Source organism: Microbulbifer maximicatervae (SeqCode) (assembly GCF_052468095.1).
Genome location: NZ_CP174332.1, coordinates 3,081,315 through 3,105,204 on the forward strand (window position 1 = coordinate 3,081,315; position 23,890 = coordinate 3,105,204).

Sequence of the window (23,890 nt, forward strand, 5' to 3'; positions counted from 1 at the left end):
CCTCAGCAATAATATGTATTATTGCAGAAGTAAGCTTTGAAAGATTAATTTAACTCCCCTGCTTCACACTGCCTCCACCCCTCGCTAAAGATACCATCATCGATGGCTACCCAGGTTTCGTAGGTGAAGGTCAACTCCGGGATTTCTTTAATATTAAATGAGAAATGGAAGCCTTCTATTTTTTCATCTGTGCGCATACAGGGAACAGAGGGTACCCATGTCTTGAAGTCCAGAGACTCTCCCTCGTTAATAACCTGTCCCTCTGCAACACCCTCAAACCATGGTGTAAGGCTAGCCAAATCGCCATTGATATGCTTCACCTGTACATTCTCAATAGTGTAATCGGCATCAACTGCAGTCAGAGACCATTGTAGGTATTCATCTTCGGTAGGGGATGTATCCCACCGTAAATCTGACGGAGTACCGTAGCTTGGAATATTTTCATACGGCATGGGCAGCCAAAGGCTCTCTTCCCAGGAGTTGATATTACGCAGACGCACACCTTTGGCTTCGCTCATGGGCTCAACTTCTACAACAAAATCGTATTCCGGCGCATCATCAATCAAATCTGTGGCGTAGTAGCGGAATACGTAGGTGCCCGCTTTCGAAAATACGGTACCAGTTGTATTTTCACAATCTTCACTATCTGGATAGCTGGTAAATTCACCACCTTCCGGCGCGCTGATCAGCTCTTCATAAGTGAATACTTCATCACCGTCAGCATCTACCACCACAGGGCGATGCAGCAAGGACATACAGGGCAGGATTTGGTAATAATCTTCACCGGTGGATAAGCTACCCCAGTTGCGCGCCCAAACTACAGAGCGGATTTCTGGTGCCGTGTTGGAAACTTTGGCAAGACCATCGTCTTCAGAGTAGGTTTTGGCATATAGACCACGATCATCACTGACGATCAGGCGAGCGGTATAGGAACCCGGTACATCGGTAACTACCTGAGCACGGCGAAGCTCTCCACTCTCCGGTTCGGTAACCGGTTTAATTACCGCATCACTCCCATCGGGCCGGTCAACCAGCTCCCAGTGGAAGGTCATTTCATCATTATTAGGGTCGCTACTGGAGGCATCAAACACCAAAGCATCGCCAACGAGCACAGACTTGGACTGAGCTTCGACACTACGGGTAGAAGGATAACCATTTACCTTGCCAATCTTGGCTTCCATAGTGGCTTCTAGGTCTATCTGGTTGGTTCCGTCAGATACGGTCATGCTTACGCGATAGGTACCTACCACATCCAGCTCTTGGATTTTCTTACCCAGCGGTTTCCAAGAACCAATATCAACCAGTTCGGCAACACTACCTTCAGGTTTTTCAATTAGCTCCGCTTCAATAATTTGCAGAGCATCACCCTCAGGGTCATAGCCAACAAAATTAAATTCAGCGCGAAGCCCCAGCTCTTGCTCACCAATACTGTAGGATGGGTAGTAACCAGTAGCTTCTATCTCACCAATCGGAGCTTCATTGACTTCCGCTTCGGAATCGGCTTCAACTACGATAGTAACTTCACGCTCCTCACTCTTTCTTGCGCCATCAAAAACAAACAAAATTAAATTGTAAGTATCTGCCGCAATAGGAGTAAATTTAACGGTAGAGGTTGTCTCTCCCTCTAACTCGGGAACCGGAATACCATCAGTTTCCACCGGACTATAAGCCCACTTCCAGCGGTATTGCAGAGAGTTACCTTCAGGGTCATAACTCTCGCTCGCATCCAGTACAACTTCTTCACCAAGAGTAATCGTCTGGTCTTCTGTTACTGCAACAGGTGGAGCATCACCGGCGGAAACAGTTACCAGAACTTCCGCAGGCTCACTGGCAACTCCATTATAAGTAACAACTAATTCAAGCTTGTAGTCACCTTCGATATCCAAGTGCAATGTAGCTTGGCTAGAGTCACTGTTAGTCAGGTACGCAGCACTGTCGAGAGGCTTTTCAATCAGGGTCCATAAATATTCCAGATCTCCAGTCTCACCCGTTGGCGGAGTACTCAAGCTGCCATCAAGGCCCAGGGTCTGAGTACCCAGGATAACACTGTGCACCGGCTCAGTAATTGCCACTGGATTCGGGCTGGTTGCGGTCAACGTTATACGGGATGCTTCACTGGTTTCAGTACCGTCATCCACAATCAGGCTCACAACATAGTCGCCCGGGAGATCAGCAGTAAACTCTGTGTAGGCATCCTCAGTACTGGCCAACTCTACCAGGCTAAGCTCAGGCCACTCAATCAGCTCCCAACGATAAGTCAGGCTTGCATCTCGCGAGCTGCTACTGTCAGTACCGCTCAATTGAACAGTGACATCACCGCCAGCCAAGGAGAAAGTTGTGTCTACAGGGGACAACAAACTGATACTGGCGGTAGGTTTATTATTTGAGCCGTCGCCCGAACCACCGCCACCACAGGCGGCCAGCACGAGAGACAAACATAGCATGCCGATAAGGGCTGCTGCTCTTTTCATCTGTGGAACTCCAAATGTTTAATATTGATAAGTGAGACTGAGTCTTGCCGTACGTCCCGGTGCAGGCACCAAGCCGAGACTCAAAGCATCGATGTAATATTGATCGGTTACGTTGTCGACGGTGAAATCCACCGAAAAACTATCGTTAAATTGGAAGCTGGTATAAAAATCTAACAGTTCGTAGCTCTGCCACAGCACCGGCTCAGTAAATCCAGCTTGATCGCCGTAATAAGGAACAGGGTTTCGCTCCCCCATAAAAGTACCGCGCAGCCCGAATTCCAATTTTTCCTGGAATAAACGCAAGCCAATATGCGCACTGGCATGCCAGTTAGGTGGGACCATATTATTGAAATAACTGTTTTCTATACCCCAATCCGTGCAGTAAGTACGCACATAGCTGGCAACATCACAGACTTCAATGTGGCTGTATTTGGTAGCACTCAGCTCAACTAACCACCAGAGGGCATCGTATCCAAGGTTGAACTCAAAACCTTCAAGGTCGAGGCTATCGATATTTCGCATACGGAATAAATCGGAGATACCGCTACCTTGCTTTTCTTCATCGGCGTTGACCCCGGTGCGAGTCAAATAGTCGTCAACATGGTTTTCGAAGTAAGCAACTTTCGCTCGGAGTTGATGATGAGTTTCAAATAACTGGCCGTTAAGATAATTAATCCCAACCTCATTATTTTTTGCATGCTCAGGCTTAAGGGTGATATCCAGTGCGGGGCTCGATGAGAAACCAGTGGTACCTTCAAACAGGCTCGGCATACGCAAAGCCTGAGCATGGCGGGCATAGAATTGCAAACCCTTGATCGGCTCCCATGTCAAAACCACAATAGGTGCAGTGCCGGAGCGACTATTGCTGTAGTAAACGTCCTCACAGCCCCCTTCCCCATTATCTACACAAAAATCGGAATCAATGCTCAACGGGAGGGGATTATTGTCTTTTGAAGAGAAATGGGTATAACGAACTCCAGACTCCAGCGTCCACTCCGGCCACGGTTGCCATTCAATACCGGTGAACAAGCTGTACTCATCGCGCCCACCACTGCGGGAACCGGCATAAATACCTTCAGCGGTCTGGGTATCGCTATCCAAGTCTTCCCACTGTGCAGAAACACCATAATCCCAGCGCAATTCACCCATGGGGTAGAAGCGCATACTATTGGTGATATCAAGGCCAAAGCGCTGATAATCATCATTTCGCGCAATATTATCCTCCAGCTCGATAGAGAATATATTCGGTGTGTTCAGATCAGTGACCGCATCGGTGTGCCAAAAATTGACACGCAAGTCGGCCCAATCATATTCCACCGGCTGCCAACGATAGCGTGCAGTGTAGGTTTGGTTAAGCACTTCACTATCGAGCCACTCGCGCGCCTGACCGAAATTTGAAAGAACCTGCGAGGGCATCATCTCACCAAAGATACTGTTATAGCGGATATAGCCCAGCTCAAGACTTTGGTCTTTTGGCAAATGGAGACTGCTTTTTAACAACCAGGAATCGCTAGAAAAACTAGTATTCGGAATCCGCTCCCCGGCGCGGTAAGGGATGCTTTCTCCCAGTTCACTCTCCAGTTCAACCTTAGTCTCGGTATACCAAGCCATTTCTTGAGGCTCACCAATAACCACTTCCGGCGCGGGGCCATCAGTACCCGCATAGTAATTTCCCTGTTCGCGCTGGGCGTGAGCCAATACCAGATCACCCCACTCAAAACGCTGGGCGCCCGCAAAGCTCGCCGCGTAACCCTCAAAATCCAACAGGCTGGGCCTATCCATTCCATGGTCCGGCGCAAAGCTGTCCGGCATTGTATAGTCAGCGGTGCAATCACTTGCAAAACGGCAATCGGAGCGATAAACAGGGCGAGGCAAGTGGTAACCAGCGTAAGTACCAGCCTCTGGAGCCTCGCTATTGTTTCCGATACCACTGACACGAACACGGAAACCCGACAATTCGCCGGGTTTTACGACATCTTCTGCTCGCAGGGTATTTACACTGACAATGCCACCGGTAGCGCCAGTGCCCTCGGCACCCATTACGGGGCCTTTATCAATACGCACGGACCCAATCAGATCTGGGTCAATATAACTGCGACTGGAAACCCCGGCATAACCGCGATAAATCGTTGTTTCCTGACGACTGCCATCGATTAAGACAGGAACCCTGCCCTGCCCTTGCATACCGCGAATATTGACATCCAGACCACCGGAATTGCGGTTTTCACTGATAAGTACACCGGGAGTGCCCTGGAAAATATCGCCAACACTGGTACCGCGAAAGCGCTCAATATTTTCCTGGGTGAGGATATTTACAGAGGCGGATTCACGAAATGCTTGGTCTTTCTCACCGCCATCACGAGTCTCAACCTGAATGCTGTCCAGCACCATCAGATCCTGCTCGCCAGCGGACTGGATCAGCCAGGCACCACTACCAACGGGAACCGCTTGCAGGTTGGTACCGCGCAACAAGCTCAACAGAGCTTCTTCTGCACGATAGCTGCCAAATAGTGCTGGAACAGAAATAGTTTCCACCAGGTTCTCGTCGAAAGAGAGCGTTACCCCAGCCTGACGCGAGTAGAGGTTGAGCACATCTCCCAGATTGCCCGCAGGCAAACTGAATTCGATCAACGCTGTGTTGCCCTGCTGGGCTTGCGCAAAACTCGATACGGGAACTACGGCCAACAACAGTGCCAACAAGGTGGGCAAAATATGTTTTGGGGCGCGGGACTGCATTTAAGCGGCTTCCTATTCTCAGGTGTATAACTAGGAAGCCGAACGAAAATCAAAAACCCGTAATCTAAATGAGAATTATTTTGTTTTTTTTGCTTCGGAGGGAAAACTAGCAATCAAAGGCGTCATCAAAAATAAAAAATGACACCTTCGGATAACTTTTTTGTGGTCATCTGGCAATAAGAGCAGGAATTAAAGGTTGCCCGTTCCGAAAAAACCGTCGGCCCGGACGAACAGGGGAAGGCAGGGAGCGATGCGACTTACTATCAGCCCGGCAATTGAATCGTTGCCCACCAACGCGTGGTATAGCTCAGTTCAGCTCCCGCCGAACGCGCCAATATTTTTAGGATGGTATCGATATCGTGAAGCTGGAAAACCCCGGAAACCTGGTGATCTCTTAATGCCGGATCACAGCGTAAAAAACCAACACGATAGCGAGACAACTCTTCAAGCAGCGCTCCTAATGGCATACTCCGAGCTGAAAGTACCCCGTCAATCCATCCGCTGTAATCAAACATCTTGCTGTTCAGAGCGAATGAATCGGCGCCAGTAAGGCGATAAGCCTCACCCGCCTTAACTGCAAAGGGCTCTATATCCGCACTCGGTTGAACCTGCACCCCACCTTCCACAACCTGCAAAATCGTGTGGTCATCGCCCTTGCGCACAAAAAAGCGCGAGTCACGGGAAATCAGCTGCCCCTGAGGCACCGATACCTGCATTGGCCTCGGGTCAGCGGCACTGGTCAAGTGCATTTCACCTTTAGTCAGCACAAGGGAACGGATTGCTGTGCCCGACTCCCACTCAATGGCACTACCGGTGTTTAGCCAGACTTGGCTCTTATCATCCAGAGTATATTGGGCCGGCTTAGAACCAGAGGAATAGTCAGCGGACATATACTTCAGCAAACCGGTGTCATATCCCACCAGGCCAACGGCAAAAGCCCCAAGGACACCACCACCCATGCTTTTAAGAGCAGCCCTGCGATTTAAACGGCGAATTTCTGCATCGGTTTGATTTAGGGTGGAATGGGCCAAACGCGGCGCTCGGCGAGCCACCGTATCTAGAGGCGACTCCATCCGCTCAAAACGCTGCCACGCCAGTTCATGCAGAGGGTCCGCCGAACGCCATTGACTGCAAGCATCGCGCTCTGAGTCAAGCGCCTCGCCGGAACCCAGGCGAACGCGCCAGCTAACGGCTTGCAACAGTACTGCTTCAGGAATTTTTTCTCTATTTTTTTCTGGGGCGTTTGACATCGGCAAGCAAGTTCCAAGTCCATAGAAAATTATTCGTTATCGTACGCGGCGGCATAGCACTTGAGCATGGCTTTTGCGATATATTTCTCTACTGAGGAAAGGCTCAGCCCCTGCTGCTCAGCCACCTGGCGGTATGTTAAGCCGTCTAGCCTCGCCATTAGAAATACCGTTTTCTCTATCGGGCGCAGACCACTGAGCAATTGATCAATTTGCTCCAAAAGCCCCAATAGCTCCCACTTATCTTCTGGGGAGGGACATTCCGGTTCCGGCAAATTTTCCAGCAGCGCTAAATAATTTTTCTCCAGCACTTGGCGACGGGCTTGGTCGATCAGCAGGTTCCCGGCCACTTTGGTTAACCAGGCCCTCGGACTTCGAATTCCCGCAGGCAGGCTCGGCCTATCCAGCAGACGAATAAAAGTGTCCTGAGCTAAATCCTGGGCATTATCAACACCGGAAGTTCGGCGCGCTATCCAACGGACAAGCCACTCGTGGTGCTCTTGGTAAAGCTCATCAAATCCTGGGGTTGAAGGGGTTTCCGGGGCCAAAACTCAGACCTTGCGCTGTAATCTTTTGAGGGCGGGGACTGTAAATGATATCTATTCTCATTTAAAGTAGCTGAGCTGAGAATGTTATATCAATTTGGAATAACCCGGTGAATTTTTCAAAAAATATTGATCAACGGGATGGGTTAATTTGAATTTGGTCCGTCACCCATTACAAAGCCACCGGAATAACCGGGCGGTTATTGTTTAATTTGTTTTGGAAAAATCCCGTGAGCAATCCAGCAGAATGCCAATCCGTTGAACCGACAGAGCCCACCTTTTCCGCTTGGCTGAAAGAAGGCACTAATACGACCCACGAGAGTCTAGATAAACGCATTATGTCCCTGTCACCATTTTCCAATCGCGAGCGATATGCACTGTTTGTTCGCACGCAGTCGCGACTGCATCAAGCGGTGTCTGATTGGTTTCAAAGTGACGAATTAAATAATTTTTTGCCCGGCCTGAAAGAGAGAGACCGCTCTGAAGCAGTCCTCCAGGACTGTGCTGATTTCGAAATGCCCGAGAGCGATTTAAAAGCTGATCAACAAGCCGCAGCAGAAGTCACAATTACTGATTTCCACTCTGCACTGGGCTGGCTCTACGTAGTTGAAGGCTCCAACTTAGGAGCGGCATTCCTTCTCAAGTACGCGCGCAAACATCTGGATTTATCAGAAGAGTTCGGCGCACGCCACTTGGCAGGACATGAAGACGGTCGCGGGTTACACTGGCGCCAATTCAAAACTGCGTTAGATGCTCTTGCACTCAACCAAGAGCAAAAAGAAATAGCCCTCAATGGGGCCAAACAAGCCTTTGCTTTTGCACGACAAAATGTCGAACAATTATTAGCGCCCGCTACACCCTAATTTATTTTTCACCTGAAGCCAGGAGTCGGTAATGAAAATCTGGACTGTAATTTTATTGTGCCTGCTAGGCAGCACATTGGGCCCATTGCCGGCTTTAGCGCAGGAAAATAATTCCAACTCAAGCGAACAAAGCAATACAGAAATAGTTCTCGAGGGAGATGTGGAAACCTCCGTGGGGTTGCAAGAAAATCAAGACAACTCTACCTCGACCGCAACCTCCAACATTGGAGATACCGCTTTCAGCGCACACGATTTATCTCCCATGGGAATGTATCACGCCGCGGATATCGTCGTTAAAAGCGTAATGATCGGCCTACTCTTGGCCTCTGTTTTAACCTGGGCGATTTGGCTTTTTAAAACCGTGCAGCTGGTAATAACACGTCGCAAGGCCAAACAATTATTGGCAACCCTGATCCAAAGCAAGACGTTCGCCAATGCCGAATCAAAGCTTTCAGGCCAAACCGGCGGTGCCCTGTTATTGGTAGAAGCGAGTCGCCACGAACTCGACTTATCTTCAGGTGGCCCAGTGTCAGATGACGGCTTAAAAGAACGTGTTCTGGCTCGCCTGGAAAGAGTCCAGGCCTCTCTCGCTACCGACATGAACCGTGGCACCGGAATTCTGGCAACCATCGGTTCCGTCGCCCCCTTTGTCGGTCTATTCGGTACGGTATGGGGGATCATGAACAGCTTCATCGGTATCGCAAAAACCCAAACCACAAACCTGGCCGTAGTGGCTCCAGGTATTGCGGAAGCCCTGCTGGCAACTGCGATCGGCCTGGTTGCTGCGATTCCGGCGGTAGTGATCTACAACTACTTTTCCCGGGCTATCGGCAATTATCGCGCGGTATTGGCCGATAATGTCACCGCCTTAATGGTACTGATTAGTCGGGACCTGGATCGCCACCATCCAAATGCGCGCCCGCTCGCCGAACTGGTTAGCGCGAACAAAAAGCGCGCAGTACCGCAGGTTCAGGGCGTCAACTAATGGCATTCAATCTCAACAGCAGCAATAGCGAAGAACTGCCAGAACAGCACGATATCAATGTCACACCTTTTATCGATGTGATGCTGGTATTGCTAATTATTTTTATGGTTGCGGCTCCGTTGGCCACTGTAAGCGTGCCCGTCAATCTACCCTCGGCGACAGCTCCACAACAACCCCAGGCAGAAGATCCGAAATATCTCACCCTGCAAAAGGACCTCACCCTGACTCTCGGTGAGGACAAAGTTATTGTGCGGGAAAACTTGGCTGCTGAACTCCAGGCAAGTGAAATTGGCACAGAACAGCAAATCCTGCTGCGTGCCGACAGCAAAGTGGAATATGGGGATTTGATGGACCTGATGAACCGCCTTGCCAGTGCCGGATACCAGAAAATCGCTCTGGTAGGTCTGGATAAACCGGCGACCGTAAACCAATGAGCCTCTTGGCCGGACCGAAGGTAAAATCTGCAAGGCGTCCGCGATTTTTTCTATCGCTCTGCGCCTTTTGCTGCGCCCTAGCCCTTCACGGACTTATTGCCGTCTATTTTTTATGGCAGCCCAAATCCGAACTGGCGCTGCCGCCTGCTGCAGCACCACAGGTATTTGAAGTCAGTATGGTAGCCGCTCCAGTGGCACCACCCACGTCGCTACCGGTAGGTCCTCAACAACAGGAATCCTCTCCCGCAAACCAGCAGAGCAACGAGCCACAAAAAACCTCTGCGCAGTCAGAGCCTGTTATTTTGCCAGAAGCCCCCTCGGAAATTGCCATTGAGAAGCCCGAAGAGGAGCCCCCCACGGAGGAAAAGGAAGAGCCCCCTGAGCCAGTGGAAGAGAAGGAAATCGCACAGCAACAAGACTCCAGTGGAGAGGCTACTGGAGAAACTGTTGTTGAAGAAACATCAGCCCCTCTCGCGGCAGATGTAGCAGAAGCAGAGCAAGCTGCGGCACCGGAAGTGGGCGCCTTGAACCAGAGGGAATCACAAGCCAGATTAACCTGGCAGAACCAATTACAGGCTCACCTTGAGCGAAGAAAACGCTACCCCCGAAGCGCCCAAATACGGCGTCAACAAGGTATTCCCTGGGTACAATTCACGATGGACAGAAAAGGCAAAGTACTAAAGGTTGAGCTGCACCGAGCCAGTGGCATATCGTCTCTCGACCGAGAAGTCGTGGCCTTGGTGCGCAGGGCAGAACCACTGCCTAGACCACCAGAAGAGGTACCCGGTGATCCTCTGACAATGGCCGTTCCGGTCGAATTTTTTATTCGTTAACCAAAATAAATTGCTTTCTCAGAACTGGGAGGCCTGGTTTCACATAAACCAGAAAGTCACCTCCCTGGACAGAGGAAATCATCCACATAATCCGTTACCCTGCACTAGCGACCTATCGGCCTGCTGACTCTATTGACTAGGTGCTGGGCAAACTGCTTATGAGCAAGCAGACCAAGCGGACAAATATTGTTACTTTTGATGCACAACTACTGCAATAAGCTAGAGGGTAGAGGTACCGAATGAAAGAATCCACTGAAGACAGCGTAATGTCCTACACCCCGCCGTTGGCAAAGGGCTGGATGCGCTGGCTGTGGGGCGCCGCTGCTTGCTTTTTTATCGCCCTTGGCATTATCGGAGCCATTCTTCCCGGCCTGCCGTCGGCTGTATTTATTGTCCTCGGTGCCTGGGCCGCATCACGCAGCTCCCAGCGCCTGCACCAATGGATCGAAGAACACCATCTCTTTGGGCATCTATTGCGGACTTGGCGCAGTGGTTATGTAAGCCGCAGAACCAAGTTACTGGCCAGCCTGACAATGGCTATATCCCTAGCTTTTGCCATCCTTCATATCAGTAATATTTACCTTCTTTGCTTTACCATTGGCGGCATCAGCTGCGGCGCCTACTGGATTTGGTCCCGGCCGGAACCCAGGGAGTAGACAACGCTACTTTCTACCCCTATTTGGCAGCAGACACCCGTAGATTTTAGCGCTATAGTCCCCCAACAAGGATTTGTCTGGGGGACAGGATGTACAACGTAGTACTTTTTTTTCACCTTCTAGGTGCGACAATTTGGACCGGTGGGCATCTGATACTTGCCTGCACAATACTACCCAAAGTTTTACGGGATAAGGATGTAGCTTTTCTTTCCCAGTTTGAAAGCAGCTACGAAAAGATTGGCATCCCCGCCCTGCTCATTCAAATACTCTCCGGGCTATATCTCTCATATACCCTACTGCCTGACTTATCGCAGTGGTTCAACTTCTCCAATCCAATTTCTCGCCTGATATCCTTCAAACTGATTCTTTTGGCATGCACTTTCTTACTGGCAATTGACGCAAGGCTGCGAATCATTCCAAATCTTTCTGAAAAAAATCTCACTGCACTGGCATACCATATTATCCCAGTTACAGTACTGTCCGTTCTCTTTGCTTTTGTTGGAATTTCATTTCGAACGGGATGGTTGTTTTAGATTGCGCCCCCGCGCACATACTGCTGAATCAGAAGGAAAAGCCAAAAACGTCCCCACTGGCTTGCTTGATCGATATACTAAGCAAAAATGAGATATGACAGGAGTTCGGGGTTTGTCTATAGCTGAATACTATGAAGTGATTTTCGATACGCTGGAAAAAAACGAATCCATCCAAGACGGCCTTGAAAACCTTTCTTTTTGGGCTGATGGCCGAACCCCCAATTTGGCATGGCTAAAGCTGCCCACTATGCTAGGAACGGATGAACTTGACCTAGCCCAAACATGGTTCGATACAGAACTGGTAGCTGCTGGGGACTCGCTTCCTCCTTCAGTCCTATATTTCGAGCTGCGTGAATTCAGAGATAGTATCGGCCGGGAATTCCCGGATATCAGCTTAACTCTACTTCCTCAACTATTTAAAAGCAGAGAGGATTGGGTATATTCAAAATCTGATTTGGGCTCGAGATATTTGAGAAATATTGCAGCCTTGTGTAAAGGAGCTAACAAGCCGAAACACCTAAATAGAGACGGATACATTGGTTTCAGCTTATGCTATACATCCCTCTTAGCGCGAGAACTCTGCAAAAACGAACAGCTTCTCCAATACAGTGAAGAAGCACCTATTAAGATTGTTGTTGGATTTTCTTCTGGAGACCTTCTTGAGATTATGCGCATATCCAACGGCTTGATTTATTTCGAACGTCGCTTTGCGCAACTAGAGAGCCTGTAAATAGTTCGCTATATTTCTGTAGACTTTGAAGACCCGTCCCATGGAGCACTGATGGTATGAGCATCCTGGCTTCCCTCAGCCGTTAGATAGTTTGTATACCAAAAAACAAACTGGCACAAACAAGCCAACTATCACAATAATTTTATACTGCCCCAAAATAGCATCTATTACTCAAGGAAAAAACTAATGGAACTAGCAATTTATCAAGTAGATGCCTTTGCCTCCGAGGTATTTGAGGGTAATCCCGCTGCTGTATGCCCTCTTGATAACTGGCTTGCGGATGATACGCTGCAAAAGATAGCTGAGGAAAACAATCTCTCTGAAACCGCATTCTTTGTTAAGAATGAAGATTCCTTTTCTCTGAGATGGTTTACTCCTGAGGCAGAAGTAGATTTATGTGGCCACGCCACACTCGCAGCTGCCCACGTTCTATTTACTCATTTAAGATACTCAGGCCAAACCATCCAGTTTGATACAAAAAGCGGCCCACTGTTAGTCCAGAGATCGGGAGTTGTCTATAGCATGGACTTTCCGGCTAGCATTCCGGTATCCACAGAAGCACCTGATGCTCTTATTGATGGCCTCGGCATCACTCCGCAAGAAGTTCTGTCCGCATATGATTATATAGCTGTGTTGGGTAGCGAAACCGATCTAAAATCTGTAAATCCAAATTTTATAAAACTCTCCCAGCTGGATAAACGAGGAGTTGTCATTACCGCTCCTGGGGCAAGTAACGATGTTGATTTCGTTAGCCGATGCTTCTATCCAAAATTAAGGGTAAACGAAGATCCTGTGACAGGGTCAGCGCACTGTCAACTGGCACCATATTGGAGCCAACAATTTAAAAAGGATGTACTTTTAGCTAAGCAACTCTCCAAGCGGACTGGACTAATTCACTGCGAACTGCATAGTAACAGAGTCTCTCTCAAGGGAGGCGCTATAGATTATCTTCACGGTAGTATTAAGATTTAATGGCTTGGAGAGTTAAATTTATATAAGGAGCCTCTAAATAAATCCGTGATGCTTCTGGCTCACAGAGATATTACGGAATTGTTCAGAAGCTCCATAAGTCATCTTGCTACGTGTTCTCATTGAAAGCTCTTCAGCTCTGCTTAGTGGTAACCTTCCCCCCCAAGAAAACAGAAAAGCTACTATCCGAACCTCCAGTTACAACCTGACTCAACTCCCTAGCTTTTTACTTATCTCAAAGTGAGAACTTAGAGCCTATAGATGTCTTCCCGACCCAGAATATGAATTCAGGGCAATAGTTAAAGATTGTGCGCCCCTTGTAGTACATCAGTGAATCACCTAACCTTCAAACACGCCCACCATTGACCGCAATTTGCACAGATAGCCTATTATTTGGACAAAGTCATATAGCTGTCAGACAGGTGTCGCAAGAATATCGTAACCAATAAGGACTGCCCCCCTGAAAATGGAGCTCAAGTTTCAGAGGACAGAAGTATGGAAGTGAAAGTTAACTCAAAGAAAATTATTAAACTGAGAACAACTAGGGCTTGGAGTCAACAACAACTAGCCGATGTTGCATCATTAAGCCTTAGAACCATTCAACGGATAGAAAAAAGTGGAAATGCCTCTCAAGATTCAATAAAAGCAATATCTTCAGCATTTTCACTGAAGCCCATAGATATAATCCTTCAGGAAAACCCAAAAATATCAATGGCCAAGCAGGGCAGAAAATATCTCACCGCAATATTGGCCCTGGGTACGACTTTACTCTTGTATACCTCCTTATCGTCAGCTTCTCCAATAATGCTTAAGGTAGATGCTAGCACCAGAAACGAGAACCTGGCCTCCGTCCGCCTCCTCAATAACGAAGGAGATGAAAGCGAAATCCAAATCGAAAACACACTTAGGTTCGAGGTATCTGCCGAACAAGTTTCTGAAAACCAAATTCGATTGCAGACAAAAATATATGAATTTGGGGCTTCTAGTGGTTATAAGCAGATAGCACGTCCCATTCTGGTGACAGGGTTCAACCAAGCTGCAGAGGTAGAGTTTAAAACTTCAAACGGAACTCCGTTTAAAATCCAAATTACCCCTGAAATTTAGCCAGCCCAGCAAGGCTGGCACCCCTGCCAACGCCACCAAAAATATCTCTTGGGCCTACCTTTTTGTGGGTGGGACTGAGAGGTATGCAGTGAGTGATATATATCCTAGCAAAAACTGCCTGCAGCTCCACCCTGTGAAAACAGCCTTCCTGAAGACACCCAATAGTCATTGCAAATAAGTGCACACTTACATTTAGGATAGAATTTTGAAAGCGCAAGAATGCGAGGCTCAGACATTAATCCAAATGCCAACATAAACAATTCTTTACATAGGAATACATCGCATATTGCAACAATATTTTAATCCACAAATCATTAGCGGATTAAAAAACAGGAAACGACGATCATCACGACCAAAAGGTGCTACAAGTCACACTTTTAGCATGCAATCCGTGCTAAATTCAGCGCATTCAAGTCGAGGTCAGCTTGATTGATTGCCAGACCGAAAACGCTGGTAAGCTCGCTGTAGGTAGTATTCCAATCATATATTGTTTTGTGCCAATAGGCTCGATACCCATCAGCAGACAATTAGAAGTATGCCCTCCACAAAAGGAAGTAAATATTTACTTACAGGTCGAGCCTGAAGTAAATAGCGAGAATATAGCGATATCAACAGCAATCGCAAAAATCGATCGTAGCTTAAGGTCAGAAGAGCCTCTTCTTCACCTTGATGCAAGCACGAGAAAACGGGCATTGCAACTTTACGAGAGAGACGAAAACTGTAAAAGGACAAAGGAAGTCGTTCTTAAGGTATGTGCACAATAGGGAAAAGGCAGAGACAGGGATATTTTAGGTGACCAAAAGCACTGATAGTCTAATTTTCTTTTTTAGTAAAACACTCACAGCAAAGAAAAAAATTTGACATAAATGTAGGGCCGTTTGTTTTGATAGGTTTTATTCAGTATCAAAATAATCCGTACCCGCCATTAAAAAGTGCCTTATCACTTTTGAAAATTTTGATTTTCCGATTTGACAAAAACCCAACGTATCGACAACCCTGTAACCACGGTTATCGGTGCAATCGACGCAACAGCTGACTTTTCTAAACAGAGAGACTTATTTCTATGAGCACTGACAAAAGCAATGACTCCACACCATTTTTAGCAGGCATGAGCGCTGTTGAGCAGCAATCATCTCTTTCGGGCTCAGGCTCCAAGTCAGTGCTGGGTGAAGGTATTAACTTTCGTGGCGAGCTGATCGGCACCGAAGATCTGCACGTGGAAGGTACTGTTGATGGTACCGTGATCATGGTTGGTCACAATCTTTCTGTTGGCACTGGCGGTGCAGTTACTGCCAATATCCACGCAAAAAATATTGTTGTAGAAGGCACCTTGGATGGCGATGCCCTTGCCGATGAGTTGATCGAAATCCGCAACACCGCACAAGTTAATGGCAATCTGATTGCACCGAGAATCAAGCTGGACGACGGCGGTAAATTCCGTGGCTCCATGGATATGGTTGATACCGATTCCGAAATGAAAGAGCGCCACAAGGAGTTCTCTGATCGTCTGGTACACCCAGACCTGCCCGCAGCAGAAGAGAAGCCCGCAGCCCGTACTCGCGGCAGCTCTACCTACTCCTCCAGCACCACAAGCACGAGCGATTCCTCTCGCCTGTCCGACACCAGCGACTACCTCTTCGGCACTAAAGAGACCGAAGAAGAAGCTGAGGAAAGCTAGGAAACCTTCTTAGTTAATCCTCAATATGGGCCCCGGCTAATGCCGGGGCTTTAGTTTTGGTGTGGGAAATATGTTGCAGCATCATTCATTTGGTATTGCTGCTTTGGTGGATGAAGTCATTCAACCAGGTAGTAAAGTTTTAGATTTGGGATGCCTTTCGTTTGGCACCACACAGCCTTTATTGGAGCGCTCCTGCCAGACATTTATCGAAGATTTACGCAGTCTGCTATTGGATACTTCTGCCCTCGATAAAGAAGTCAGGGCCGTTAAGCTTTCTGAATATCTCACCAAAAAGCCCCAACGAATCAAGCTTGATGTGGTGCTCTGCTGGGATCTATTCAACTTTATGGAGCCTGAGCTTATTACCAAGCTCATTGAGGAAATCCGACCCCACTTAAAGCCGCGTACCATTTTCCATACAATGCTGTACACCGGCACTATGCCCAAGGGGCCCGCGGATTTTAAACGCCTTTCTGGCTTTACCTTCAATACAGAACCGCTCCACCTGGAAGAACCACTGCCCACCTATAGGTACTCATCCCTGAATTTAATGAAGACTATGGGCAACTTCTCCCTGCGCTCTTCCCTGCTACAAAGAGAGGGGATGCGTAAAGACCTTATCGAATTAATGTTTGAGTATGGCAATGTAAAATCGCCAACTTCAGTGATGGCCAGTGGATCATCAGCAGCGGTATCCGCTTTCCAAAAAAACCGCCTTACTAATATTTCGCTAACCGCTCTCGACACCGCCCTGACTCACGTCAAGCGCTCACCGGTCAGCAAAGTTCTGGATATTGGGCAAAAGGCTGGGAGAAATATGGAACACCTCCAAAGGGAGGTGGGCGAACTGTTTATTTCTGATTTTTACTCATCGCTCGCTTGGCAAATCAGCAGAAAAGTGCCATTTGAAGAAGCCGTTCAGGCCGCGTTGCGACAGGCAACCCTACCAAAGGATCTCAATTGCATCCTCCTCTGGGACCTTCTCAATTTCTTTTCCACCGAGCAAATACAATTGATCACTAAAGCCCTGCATCAATATCTCAGTGATGGTGGCGTGATGCACTTTTTGCTATTCAAACAAAACAAGCTTCCCGTCAACTGTGGTGTATTTGAAATTCAAAAGTCGGGCCAGGTTGGAACCTATATTCACGCTTCGGGTAGTAAGCAGCCCCAGCTCCGCACTATCACCGATGTTGTGAAATCTCTACCAGAGATGAAAGTACTCAGCCAGGGAACCGGGCGAATACCCAACGGACCTTTTTATCACGAAATAACAATGCAAAAAGTTGTAAAGGATAAATAATGACCCAGTTTTTCTATCACTGGTTAACCAAGTTGTCTGCGGAACAGGTTACCGACACCTTTCTTATGGTCATGCTTGCCATTGGTGCTATAGCCATAATCCTCTACCCTTTAGGCAAGTTTCCCCGCTTTGTAAAGGAAACGCCGTCACTACTGACTGCCCTCGGTATTTTAGGTACTTTTATCGGTATCATTATCGGTATCTATGGATTTGATCTAAACGATATTGACACCTCAATTTCAGAACTGATGCAAGGTCTGGAAACCGCCTTTATGACCAGTATCTTGGGACTCTTCCTATCCCTGATATTGCGAACTATTTTTCAAATATTCACTAAAGAACAAGCCCCTAAAGCGACAGCAGATGACATACTGCAGGCTATTAACGGTCAGCGCGAAGATCTGGCAAAATTCCAGCGACAGATTAGTGATGAAGTCCTACAGTCACTCACTGCGGTTGTAGAAAAGTTTAATAGCGGCCTGAATGCCCAGATGGGTGAGAACCTACAGCAGTTTACCCAGCAATTAGAGGCCGTATCCCCTGCCCTGCAGGCCCTAATAGATCAGCATCAGCAGCACGCAGAACTCGCAACTATTTACCGCGACCAAACTGCAACTCTTCTCAATGAAATTAATGGTGCTCAGGAAAACCTTCTGCTGTTACACCAGCGTATTACTGAGCTGCCAGAAATTTTCAACGTGATTCCGACCCTGGTAGAGCAGCAGCGCAATCACGCAGAGCAGATATCAATCATGCTGAATGAGCAACAAGCTTCTATTGAAGTTCTACAGCAATCGATCCCCGATATTGCGCCCAAGTTTGAAGCGCTCACCCGAGGAATTGACCAAGCTCAACAGCAACTGGGGGCCCAGGTTTCCAACCTGATCTCCCTGAGTAGGACCCAGGCGGAAGTATTCGACCAAAGAACCAGTAAGGTCGTAGCCCTGGCCGATGTGGTTACCAGTATGGACCCCAACCACTTCTCTAAAGCAATTCACGAGCAGGCTACCAGTCACCGGGAATCCATGGCCGAGCTAGCTCAGCTGATCGCCAAAACTCACAACCAGATGATTACCGAATTGTCACAAGTGATTACTCGCGATCTTAGTAATGCCGATGTCAGTATCAAGCGTCAATATGAACTTCTGGATGAACGTCTGCGCGATGAGGTAGAGAGTGTTATGGCAGCGATGGGCGATGCCCTTGGCACTTTAAGCGGTGAATTCTCCAGAGACTTCCGTCAGCTCATCCAGCAAATGAAGAGAGTCGATGCGCAAGCTCAGAGAGTCACTGGAGAGGCGCATGTTTGAAAGCACGCAAGCCAGTAGTGAGTCCAGCGATAGTCAATGGATTAGCCTATCGGACATGATGGCTGGCCTGATGATGGTATTTCTCTGTATTGCCGTCTTTGTAATGCGCTCTCTTATCGACGAACGCGCCAAGATCCGCGAACTCGCAGAGTCTTACCGGGACACCCAGTTGGCCATCTATCAAACTCTGCAACAGGAATTTGCCCACGACTTAACTCGTTGGGGAGCGTCTCTGGATAAGCAAACCCTGGCCATCTCCTTTAATAACAGTGATGCCTTATTTAAAACCGGTGATTTTACCCTGAGCGACAATGCCCGCGAGATTATGTCCTCCTTTGTACCTCGCTACATCGAAGCGCTCACGCCCTATATGGATTCCATTGCCGCAATCCAAATCGAAGGGCACACAAGTTCTGAATGGGGAGATCAATCCGCACCGGAAGCTGGTTATTTCCACAACCTGCGACTTTCCCAACAGCGCTCCCGAGCCGTAATGCAATATGCCCATTCATTACTGCCTTCGCAGCAAGCCGTCCTGGTACGGGCCAAGGTAGCAGCTGTCGGTTACTCCTCAGCTCGCCCAGTCTTGGATAAGAATGGGGTAGAAGATCCAGATCGTTCCCGCCGGGTAGCATTCAGGGTAGTTAGAGACTCTGAGAGCCATATCCTGCAAATCCTTGAGGAAGCTCTGTGAACCTCACAAAATTTCAACCCATTCAAAACCGTCAGGCTATCACAGCATTCCCAAGCGCCACACGAGCACTATCAGTACCTTATGTCATTAACGATGGGGATTCATTCTCAGCCGGCAAACGTCCGTTAGCACAGCGCTTATCTGAAATGCCTGATCGAAACAGCTTAGCCAAAGCCATCCGTACTGGAATGCAACTCGATTCAAGCGATCTGGACAGCGTACCTGTGGCTTGGCGCTACCGGGGTATACCGGTTTTTTTATTTGGCCTGGAACAAAACCCGGACTCTTTTGGTCAAGTTCATATTTACCCCAAGTGCCCAATAGTGAATAACTATAAGGGTCCGGTTTGGATAAGCAGTGACTATAGCGAAGCGCGAAAGGCATTTCCCCAGGATCAACTAAAGCCATGCCCTCACTGCTTACGTCACCTTTACAGCCACAATATTCCCGATGTTGTACACAAAGACCGTTTCGGCAATGTAACCAATATCGACTGGCTGACCTATACCCGATACTTTGCCAGCAATATTTTTAAAAGACACTCTCTCATCTGGAAAAATGGCGAACGCCCCCAAAAAGTTAGTTCTGTATTCACCCCTGAAAACCCGAAATATAACTGCTCTATCTGCCAATGCGATATCAAAGCCGGTGGATGGGCACTCAACCAAGAGCTTGCAGAAAGTAGCGGTCTCCCCAAAGAGATTTGCCTACTCTGTGCAGAGAGAAGGGCCCGTGCCGTTATACTCGCACCACCCCAAGCCTCACTAAGAGCCGCTACATTGCGCTACGAATCCCTGGCAAAGCAACTGGGTAGTGATCCTCAGGCCTCATGGATGATCGCAGAACAGGTAGTCCCCGCATCCTGGCTACCATTAATACAGAGACTCAAATCCCTAATGGGGCCACCCAAAGTCTTCCAAGTAATCGCGCCCAGGGTATTGGCCGTACTATGCTGGCCAAACCTCGGCCGCGCCATCCTTGCCGATGGCACCAAAGAGGCTAAGATACCAGCCAGTTACTCAGTTTGGAGAAAGGCTCAGATTGAGCGGGAATTAGGACTTTGCAACTAGATATATTAATGTGCTGCCTCCGGGCAGCTTATTTTTGTTACTTATCGGCCAAACTGGCAACTCTATTTCATCTTGTAACTCTCTACATCACTAGATCAACCCAGATTAAAATCTATTCTCTTCTACCCCACCGAGAATTAGCACCTCCTCAATTTATGGATCCAACAAAACCATTCCAAGAATCTCAAGACTTTTGACCAAAAGTGTGGTTACAAATAAGTCACAAAAAAAATTAAATTTTTTAGCTCGGAGTGCCGTAAGGGGATGCAGTATTAGGTAATCTGGTCACACTGCCCCTTCATTCTTTACACATGTAGAAGATTTTCTACTATAGATTACTTTTTTCCACAAAAGCTATCCCTATAAAAAAGAACCAATAGAAAACCAGAAAAAACACAATTAGCCAAAAATATCTATCACAGAAGAACCGATTTAAAAGACCAAAAAATCTATCCTAGAAATCATACTCGATACGACCATCTCTAAAATTGCCAATATTAATAAAAACCACACTACAGGATATTAAAAGGGAACCTACCTCACAAAGGATACAAACCTCAGAGCAATAAACACCCCGAAAGAAATAACTCACAAACTAAGACAAAATTTGGAAAGGTGTTGCATTTATTTCTTGAACCCAACTTTCATGAAGAGTAACTTGATTAGCAATACATGCATTACAAAAACTGAAATATGATAACTCCTGCTTTTGCAGTTGTGTCCAAGCCAAATAAAAAGGTTCTACTCGACGAGAAATACACCGAGCACATTCGACGCTAAACCAGTCGTCCTATAGTAAGATGGAGATATAAAATGCCAGTAAACAATATAACCCTGCAAGACGCAAAGGCTCGTGTTCGCGCCACATTGCAAGCCGGAGGGCTAGTGATTGTCCAAGAGCCGCATAATGATGTACCTCACGGTTTCTCCTTTGCAGCTGAAGCGATAGCTGATAATAGCGATCAGCCTCACTCATTGTTCGTCGAAGCACCGCATGAAATAAAAGCTGCAGGAACTCTCTCCGCTTACCCCAATAGGATAAAAGACTATTTCGCGGGTGGCGTAACTGACACTGAAACATCAGCGCTACTAATCAATATAGCTTCTCGGAAAAGTTGGGATATAGCCTGTGTGGATTCATGGAGAGGAAATGGAGAGTGGAAATCTTCAGAAAAACGTCAAAAGGGAATAGCAAGAAGAATTATTCACCACTTTAATATAGGCGGACGTCCAGGAGGAATAATCCCTATAGGTTCTGCGCATGTCACAGGGTTAAGAATGGGAAGAAACATGATTGGAGACCGACGTGTTGCTCGTACTATAAGCACTCTTTCAAACCAAATCCCCGATGATCAAGCCATTAACTATCAGGGTTACTGGGGGTTGGGAAGGTATATTGCCGGACGGAACTTACAAATGTATAAATTTACAGCTACCGGAGATTATTCCCATATCAGTGCACCGAATGTTTCTCGAGACCTACACATTCAGTTTGTTCCTCGCGACAGAATTTTTCGAGCTCGAAATCTTGCTATCTAGAAATCCCAAAAGCTCTTGCTTTTGTAATTTTTAACATGCATCTGATCCCAGATGATAAACTCAGCCATAATCCAAATTTTCATTTTCCGTCAGCAATCACCACCTACACGAATTGCTGACGGGCTTCTCTCACAATGACACCATTTCTAATAGATTATAAGTATAATCTTCCTAGGTCGCATACATTAAAGAATCAACTTCCAAAAGAAAGATTATCGAAAAAATACTGTTAGCATATATTCCAGTCAACACCCTAAAGTAAGGAAAGATCATTACTAAGGGATATCAAAGTCGACTTGAAATTAAACAAAGGATGTTCAGATCAATACGATTATCAGGTAGCTGTTATAACCTATAATTCTTCGAGCAGAAAGATCTCAAAAAACACCCTTCTCTAGCACTTACCTGAAAATAATTACGAACAATATTTAAAACAATCATTTGGCAACAATGTACCAAAACCCTTCATTGCATCGAAGCCTCAGAGTATACCAATCGACATAAAATATCTGTATAAACACAGATCCAGCACTTGCCTTTAAAATTCATTCGGGCTTATTAAAATGCATATAGGATATAATAAAACTTTACCAAGGATTCTCCTGGCAGTCACGCTTCTAACGTCACCCTTTATCGCACATGCCGAAGATTCGTTACAAGAGTTTCTCGAACAAATACTTACTAATGCCCGAGATAGCAACAACCTTCCAGCAATCGGTGTACTAGTTCAAATCGATGGCGAAATCGCTGCTATGGCGGTAGACGGAGTTCGCGCACAGAGCCATAATGAAATAGTAACTATCAATGACCGCTGGCACATAGGTTCTAACACCAAAGCGATTACAGCAACAATGGTAGCGCGCTTAGTCGAGCAGGGCATATTACAATTTGAGGATACACTAGCTGACTCATTTCCCTCTTTTGCAAAAGATATAGACCCCGCTTACCGTAATATTACGATCACACAATTGCTCAGTCATACTGCCGGCCTACCCCCTTTATCCAGCTGGTATGAGCTTCCTACATTAATGAAAGTAATCGAGCCGGAACACAGTATTCGAGCGCAACGCATGGCAGTCGCACGCCATTACCTCACTATACCTCCCAGCTCCGAGGCTGGCTCAGCTGAATATTCCAATCTCGGCTTTATCATTGCTGGGGCTATCGCCGAAGCTCGAACAGACAAGACTTGGGAAGATCTCATAAAGGAGCAGATCTTTGCTCCACTTGGTATCAAGAATGCAGGTTTTGCAGCTCCCGGCTCTTCGACCACATTAAATCAACCTCGTGGCCACAAAAAATCCTGGCTGGGCAAGCTCATCCCGCTAGACCCTGCCGACAAAAATAGTGATAATCCACAAGTAATGGGTCCCGCAGGAACTATCAATATATCACTCCAGGATTGGAATCTTTTTGTAGAAGATCAGCTCAATGGCGTACATGGTCGCGGTAAATTGCTAAAGACTGAAACCTATCGCAAGTTACATTCACCGGTGACAGGCAATTACGCTCTCGGGTGGGGCGCAGTGTACGACTCTGAGTTATCGCTTCTTGCACATACTGGCAGTAATGGATATTGGTTTACTGATGTGCGTATCATGCCCAAGCGTGACATAATCTTTCTAATTGCGATAAATGCGGGGCACAAGACTGCAGAAAAGTCGATGAAAGATATTCGCAAGCACCTTACAAAACGTTTGAAACCATTTGAGTGATTCACTGGAGCAAGCGGGCTTGATTGTTCAGGTCCGCAGCAGTTTCTCACTCTCTCCTCCTATAGACGCCCACATTTTGTGGAAAATAGCAGCCGCATTAAAGAAAATCGCCCACCTTTAAATATGTTAAAATAAACATTTCTGAAAATTAATTTTAAAAAACTACACCTCAGATCCTTAAATAGAATAAGCCAGAATAATTATCAACCCATACGGACACATAGTAAGACCCTATTAACAACTAGTGGGCCAGCTAAAATTTAGCAAACATCGAAATTCGATTCAAAAAGGATTTAACACCAACATATAGAGATATCTCCTTGTAAGCAATGGTGTGATTGGCCATTATTGAACTACCGCTGAGTAATAAGGCACAAGTAAGTAGCGGCCTGTGAATTGACTCTCCATATTCTGACTAGAATAGAAAAACCATCGAAATCAGACAGAAATACTATCATTACTGACGAAAACAGCT

19 protein-coding genes are annotated in these 23,890 nt (G+C 47.1%); 15 read left to right on the top strand and 4 right to left on the bottom strand.

What is annotated here, in order from left to right:
- Nucleotides 1–44 precede the first annotated feature (44 nt).
- From ACJJIL_RS13270 to ACJJIL_RS13285, 4 genes are all read right to left on the bottom strand, one after another.
- A complete protein-coding gene (locus ACJJIL_RS13270) occupies nt 45–2,471 on the bottom strand; it encodes a PKD domain-containing protein (protein WP_444916140.1) in 2,427 nt (808 codons plus the stop codon).
- Between the two features lie 18 nt (nt 2,472–2,489).
- Nucleotides 2,490–5,207 (bottom strand): TonB-dependent receptor, encoded by a 2,718-nt coding sequence (locus ACJJIL_RS13275; protein WP_444916139.1) that lies wholly within the window; start codon nt 5,205–5,207, stop codon nt 2,490–2,492.
- Nucleotides 5,208–5,470: 263 nt separating this feature from the next.
- On the bottom strand, nt 5,471–6,457 hold the full coding sequence (locus ACJJIL_RS13280) for a FecR domain-containing protein (RefSeq protein ID WP_444916138.1): 987 nt from the start codon (nt 6,455–6,457) through the stop codon (nt 5,471–5,473).
- 29 nt (nt 6,458–6,486) lie between these two features.
- Complete coding sequence (locus tag ACJJIL_RS13285; RefSeq protein WP_282933363.1) at nt 6,487–7,002, bottom strand: sigma-70 family RNA polymerase sigma factor; 516 nt, start codon at nt 7,000–7,002, stop codon at nt 6,487–6,489.
- 227 nt (nt 7,003–7,229) lie between these two features.
- Here ACJJIL_RS13285 and ACJJIL_RS13290 point away from each other — a divergent pair, with 227 nt between their 5' ends.
- From ACJJIL_RS13290 to ACJJIL_RS13360, 15 genes are all read left to right on the top strand, one after another.
- A complete protein-coding gene (locus ACJJIL_RS13290; RefSeq protein ID WP_444896752.1) occupies nt 7,230–7,862 on the top strand; it encodes a biliverdin-producing heme oxygenase in 633 nt (210 codons plus the stop codon).
- 31 nt (nt 7,863–7,893) lie between these two features.
- On the top strand, nt 7,894–8,847 hold the full coding sequence (exbB, locus tag ACJJIL_RS13295) for a tonB-system energizer ExbB (RefSeq protein ID WP_444912683.1): 954 nt from the start codon (nt 7,894–7,896) through the stop codon (nt 8,845–8,847).
- On the top strand, nt 8,847–9,281 hold the full coding sequence (exbD, locus tag ACJJIL_RS13300; protein WP_444916137.1) for a TonB system transport protein ExbD: 435 nt from the start codon (nt 8,847–8,849) through the stop codon (nt 9,279–9,281). The genes exbB and exbD overlap by 1 nt, the downstream gene beginning before the upstream one ends.
- Nucleotides 9,278–10,114 (top strand): energy transducer TonB, encoded by an 837-nt coding sequence (locus ACJJIL_RS13305; RefSeq protein WP_444916136.1) that lies wholly within the window; start codon nt 9,278–9,280, stop codon nt 10,112–10,114. The genes exbD and ACJJIL_RS13305 overlap by 4 nt, the downstream gene beginning before the upstream one ends.
- Before the next feature lie 239 nt (nt 10,115–10,353).
- Nucleotides 10,354–10,770 carry a YbaN family protein gene (locus tag ACJJIL_RS13310; RefSeq protein WP_108732723.1) on the top strand — a complete coding sequence of 139 codons (417 nt, stop codon included), beginning with the start codon at nt 10,354–10,356 and terminating at the stop codon, nt 10,768–10,770.
- 645 nt (nt 10,771–11,415) lie between these two features.
- Nucleotides 11,416–12,033 carry a hypothetical protein gene (locus ACJJIL_RS13315; protein ID WP_413665227.1) on the top strand — a complete coding sequence of 206 codons (618 nt, stop codon included), beginning with the start codon at nt 11,416–11,418 and terminating at the stop codon, nt 12,031–12,033.
- A gap of 186 nt (nt 12,034–12,219) precedes the next feature.
- Complete coding sequence (locus ACJJIL_RS13320) at nt 12,220–13,005, top strand: PhzF family protein (RefSeq protein ID WP_444916135.1); 786 nt, start codon at nt 12,220–12,222, stop codon at nt 13,003–13,005.
- A gap of 492 nt (nt 13,006–13,497) precedes the next feature.
- Nucleotides 13,498–14,106 carry a helix-turn-helix transcriptional regulator gene (locus ACJJIL_RS13325; protein WP_444916134.1) on the top strand — a complete coding sequence of 203 codons (609 nt, stop codon included), beginning with the start codon at nt 13,498–13,500 and terminating at the stop codon, nt 14,104–14,106.
- A gap of 1,063 nt (nt 14,107–15,169) precedes the next feature.
- A complete protein-coding gene (locus ACJJIL_RS13330) occupies nt 15,170–15,784 on the top strand; it encodes a bactofilin family protein (RefSeq protein WP_413665223.1) in 615 nt (204 codons plus the stop codon).
- A gap of 70 nt (nt 15,785–15,854) precedes the next feature.
- Nucleotides 15,855–17,087, top strand: a complete 1,233-nt coding sequence (locus ACJJIL_RS13335; protein ID WP_444916133.1) for a class I SAM-dependent methyltransferase — start codon at nt 15,855–15,857, stop codon at nt 17,085–17,087.
- Nucleotides 17,087–18,397 carry a MotA/TolQ/ExbB proton channel family protein gene (locus tag ACJJIL_RS13340; RefSeq protein ID WP_444905720.1) on the top strand — a complete coding sequence of 437 codons (1,311 nt, stop codon included), beginning with the start codon at nt 17,087–17,089 and terminating at the stop codon, nt 18,395–18,397. Before ACJJIL_RS13335 ends, ACJJIL_RS13340 begins: the two co-directional genes overlap by 1 nt.
- On the top strand, nt 18,390–19,091 hold the full coding sequence (locus ACJJIL_RS13345) for an OmpA/MotB family protein (RefSeq protein ID WP_413665220.1): 702 nt from the start codon (nt 18,390–18,392) through the stop codon (nt 19,089–19,091). Before ACJJIL_RS13340 ends, ACJJIL_RS13345 begins: the two co-directional genes overlap by 8 nt.
- Nucleotides 19,088–20,161: a hypothetical protein gene (locus ACJJIL_RS13350; RefSeq protein ID WP_444905722.1), complete on the top strand. Its 1,074-nt coding sequence runs from the start codon at nt 19,088–19,090 to the stop codon at nt 20,159–20,161. The genes ACJJIL_RS13345 and ACJJIL_RS13350 overlap by 4 nt, the downstream gene beginning before the upstream one ends.
- Before the next feature lie 813 nt (nt 20,162–20,974).
- Complete coding sequence (locus ACJJIL_RS13355) at nt 20,975–21,700, top strand: hypothetical protein (protein WP_444905723.1); 726 nt, start codon at nt 20,975–20,977, stop codon at nt 21,698–21,700.
- A gap of 563 nt (nt 21,701–22,263) precedes the next feature.
- Entirely contained in the window at nt 22,264–23,415 is a 1,152-nt protein-coding gene (locus ACJJIL_RS13360) for a serine hydrolase domain-containing protein (RefSeq protein WP_445359925.1), read from the top strand.
- The last annotated feature ends 475 nt before the right edge of the window (nt 23,416–23,890 follow it).

What these genes read in the sequence shown, in the direction of transcription:
- ACJJIL_RS13275 (WP_444916139.1), bottom strand. Translation starts at nt 5,207, where the DNA reads ATGCAGTCCCGCGCCCCAAAACATATTTTGCCCACCTTGTTGGCACTG.
- ACJJIL_RS13270 (WP_444916140.1), bottom strand. Translation starts at nt 2,471, where the DNA reads ATGAAAAGAGCAGCAGCCCTTATCGGCATGCTATGTTTGTCTCTCGTG.
- ACJJIL_RS13325 (WP_444916134.1), top strand. Translation starts at nt 13,498, where the DNA reads ATGGAAGTGAAAGTTAACTCAAAGAAAATTATTAAACTGAGAACAACT.
- ACJJIL_RS13310 (WP_108732723.1), top strand. Translation starts at nt 10,354, where the DNA reads ATGAAAGAATCCACTGAAGACAGCGTAATGTCCTACACCCCGCCGTTG.
- ACJJIL_RS13340 (WP_444905720.1), top strand. Translation starts at nt 17,087, where the DNA reads ATGACCCAGTTTTTCTATCACTGGTTAACCAAGTTGTCTGCGGAACAG.
- ACJJIL_RS13320 (WP_444916135.1), top strand. Translation starts at nt 12,220, where the DNA reads ATGGAACTAGCAATTTATCAAGTAGATGCCTTTGCCTCCGAGGTATTT.
- ACJJIL_RS13360 (WP_445359925.1), top strand. Translation starts at nt 22,264, where the DNA reads ATGCATATAGGATATAATAAAACTTTACCAAGGATTCTCCTGGCAGTC.
- ACJJIL_RS13330 (WP_413665223.1), top strand. Translation starts at nt 15,170, where the DNA reads ATGAGCACTGACAAAAGCAATGACTCCACACCATTTTTAGCAGGCATG.
- exbB (WP_444912683.1), top strand. Translation starts at nt 7,894, where the DNA reads ATGAAAATCTGGACTGTAATTTTATTGTGCCTGCTAGGCAGCACATTG.
- ACJJIL_RS13305 (WP_444916136.1), top strand. Translation starts at nt 9,278, where the DNA reads ATGAGCCTCTTGGCCGGACCGAAGGTAAAATCTGCAAGGCGTCCGCGA.
- ACJJIL_RS13355 (WP_444905723.1), top strand. Translation starts at nt 20,975, where the DNA reads ATGCCAGTAAACAATATAACCCTGCAAGACGCAAAGGCTCGTGTTCGC.
- ACJJIL_RS13280 (WP_444916138.1), bottom strand. Translation starts at nt 6,457, where the DNA reads ATGTCAAACGCCCCAGAAAAAAATAGAGAAAAAATTCCTGAAGCAGTA.
- ACJJIL_RS13345 (WP_413665220.1), top strand. Translation starts at nt 18,390, where the DNA reads ATGTTTGAAAGCACGCAAGCCAGTAGTGAGTCCAGCGATAGTCAATGG.
- ACJJIL_RS13335 (WP_444916133.1), top strand. Translation starts at nt 15,855, where the DNA reads ATGTTGCAGCATCATTCATTTGGTATTGCTGCTTTGGTGGATGAAGTC.
- exbD (WP_444916137.1), top strand. Translation starts at nt 8,847, where the DNA reads ATGGCATTCAATCTCAACAGCAGCAATAGCGAAGAACTGCCAGAACAG.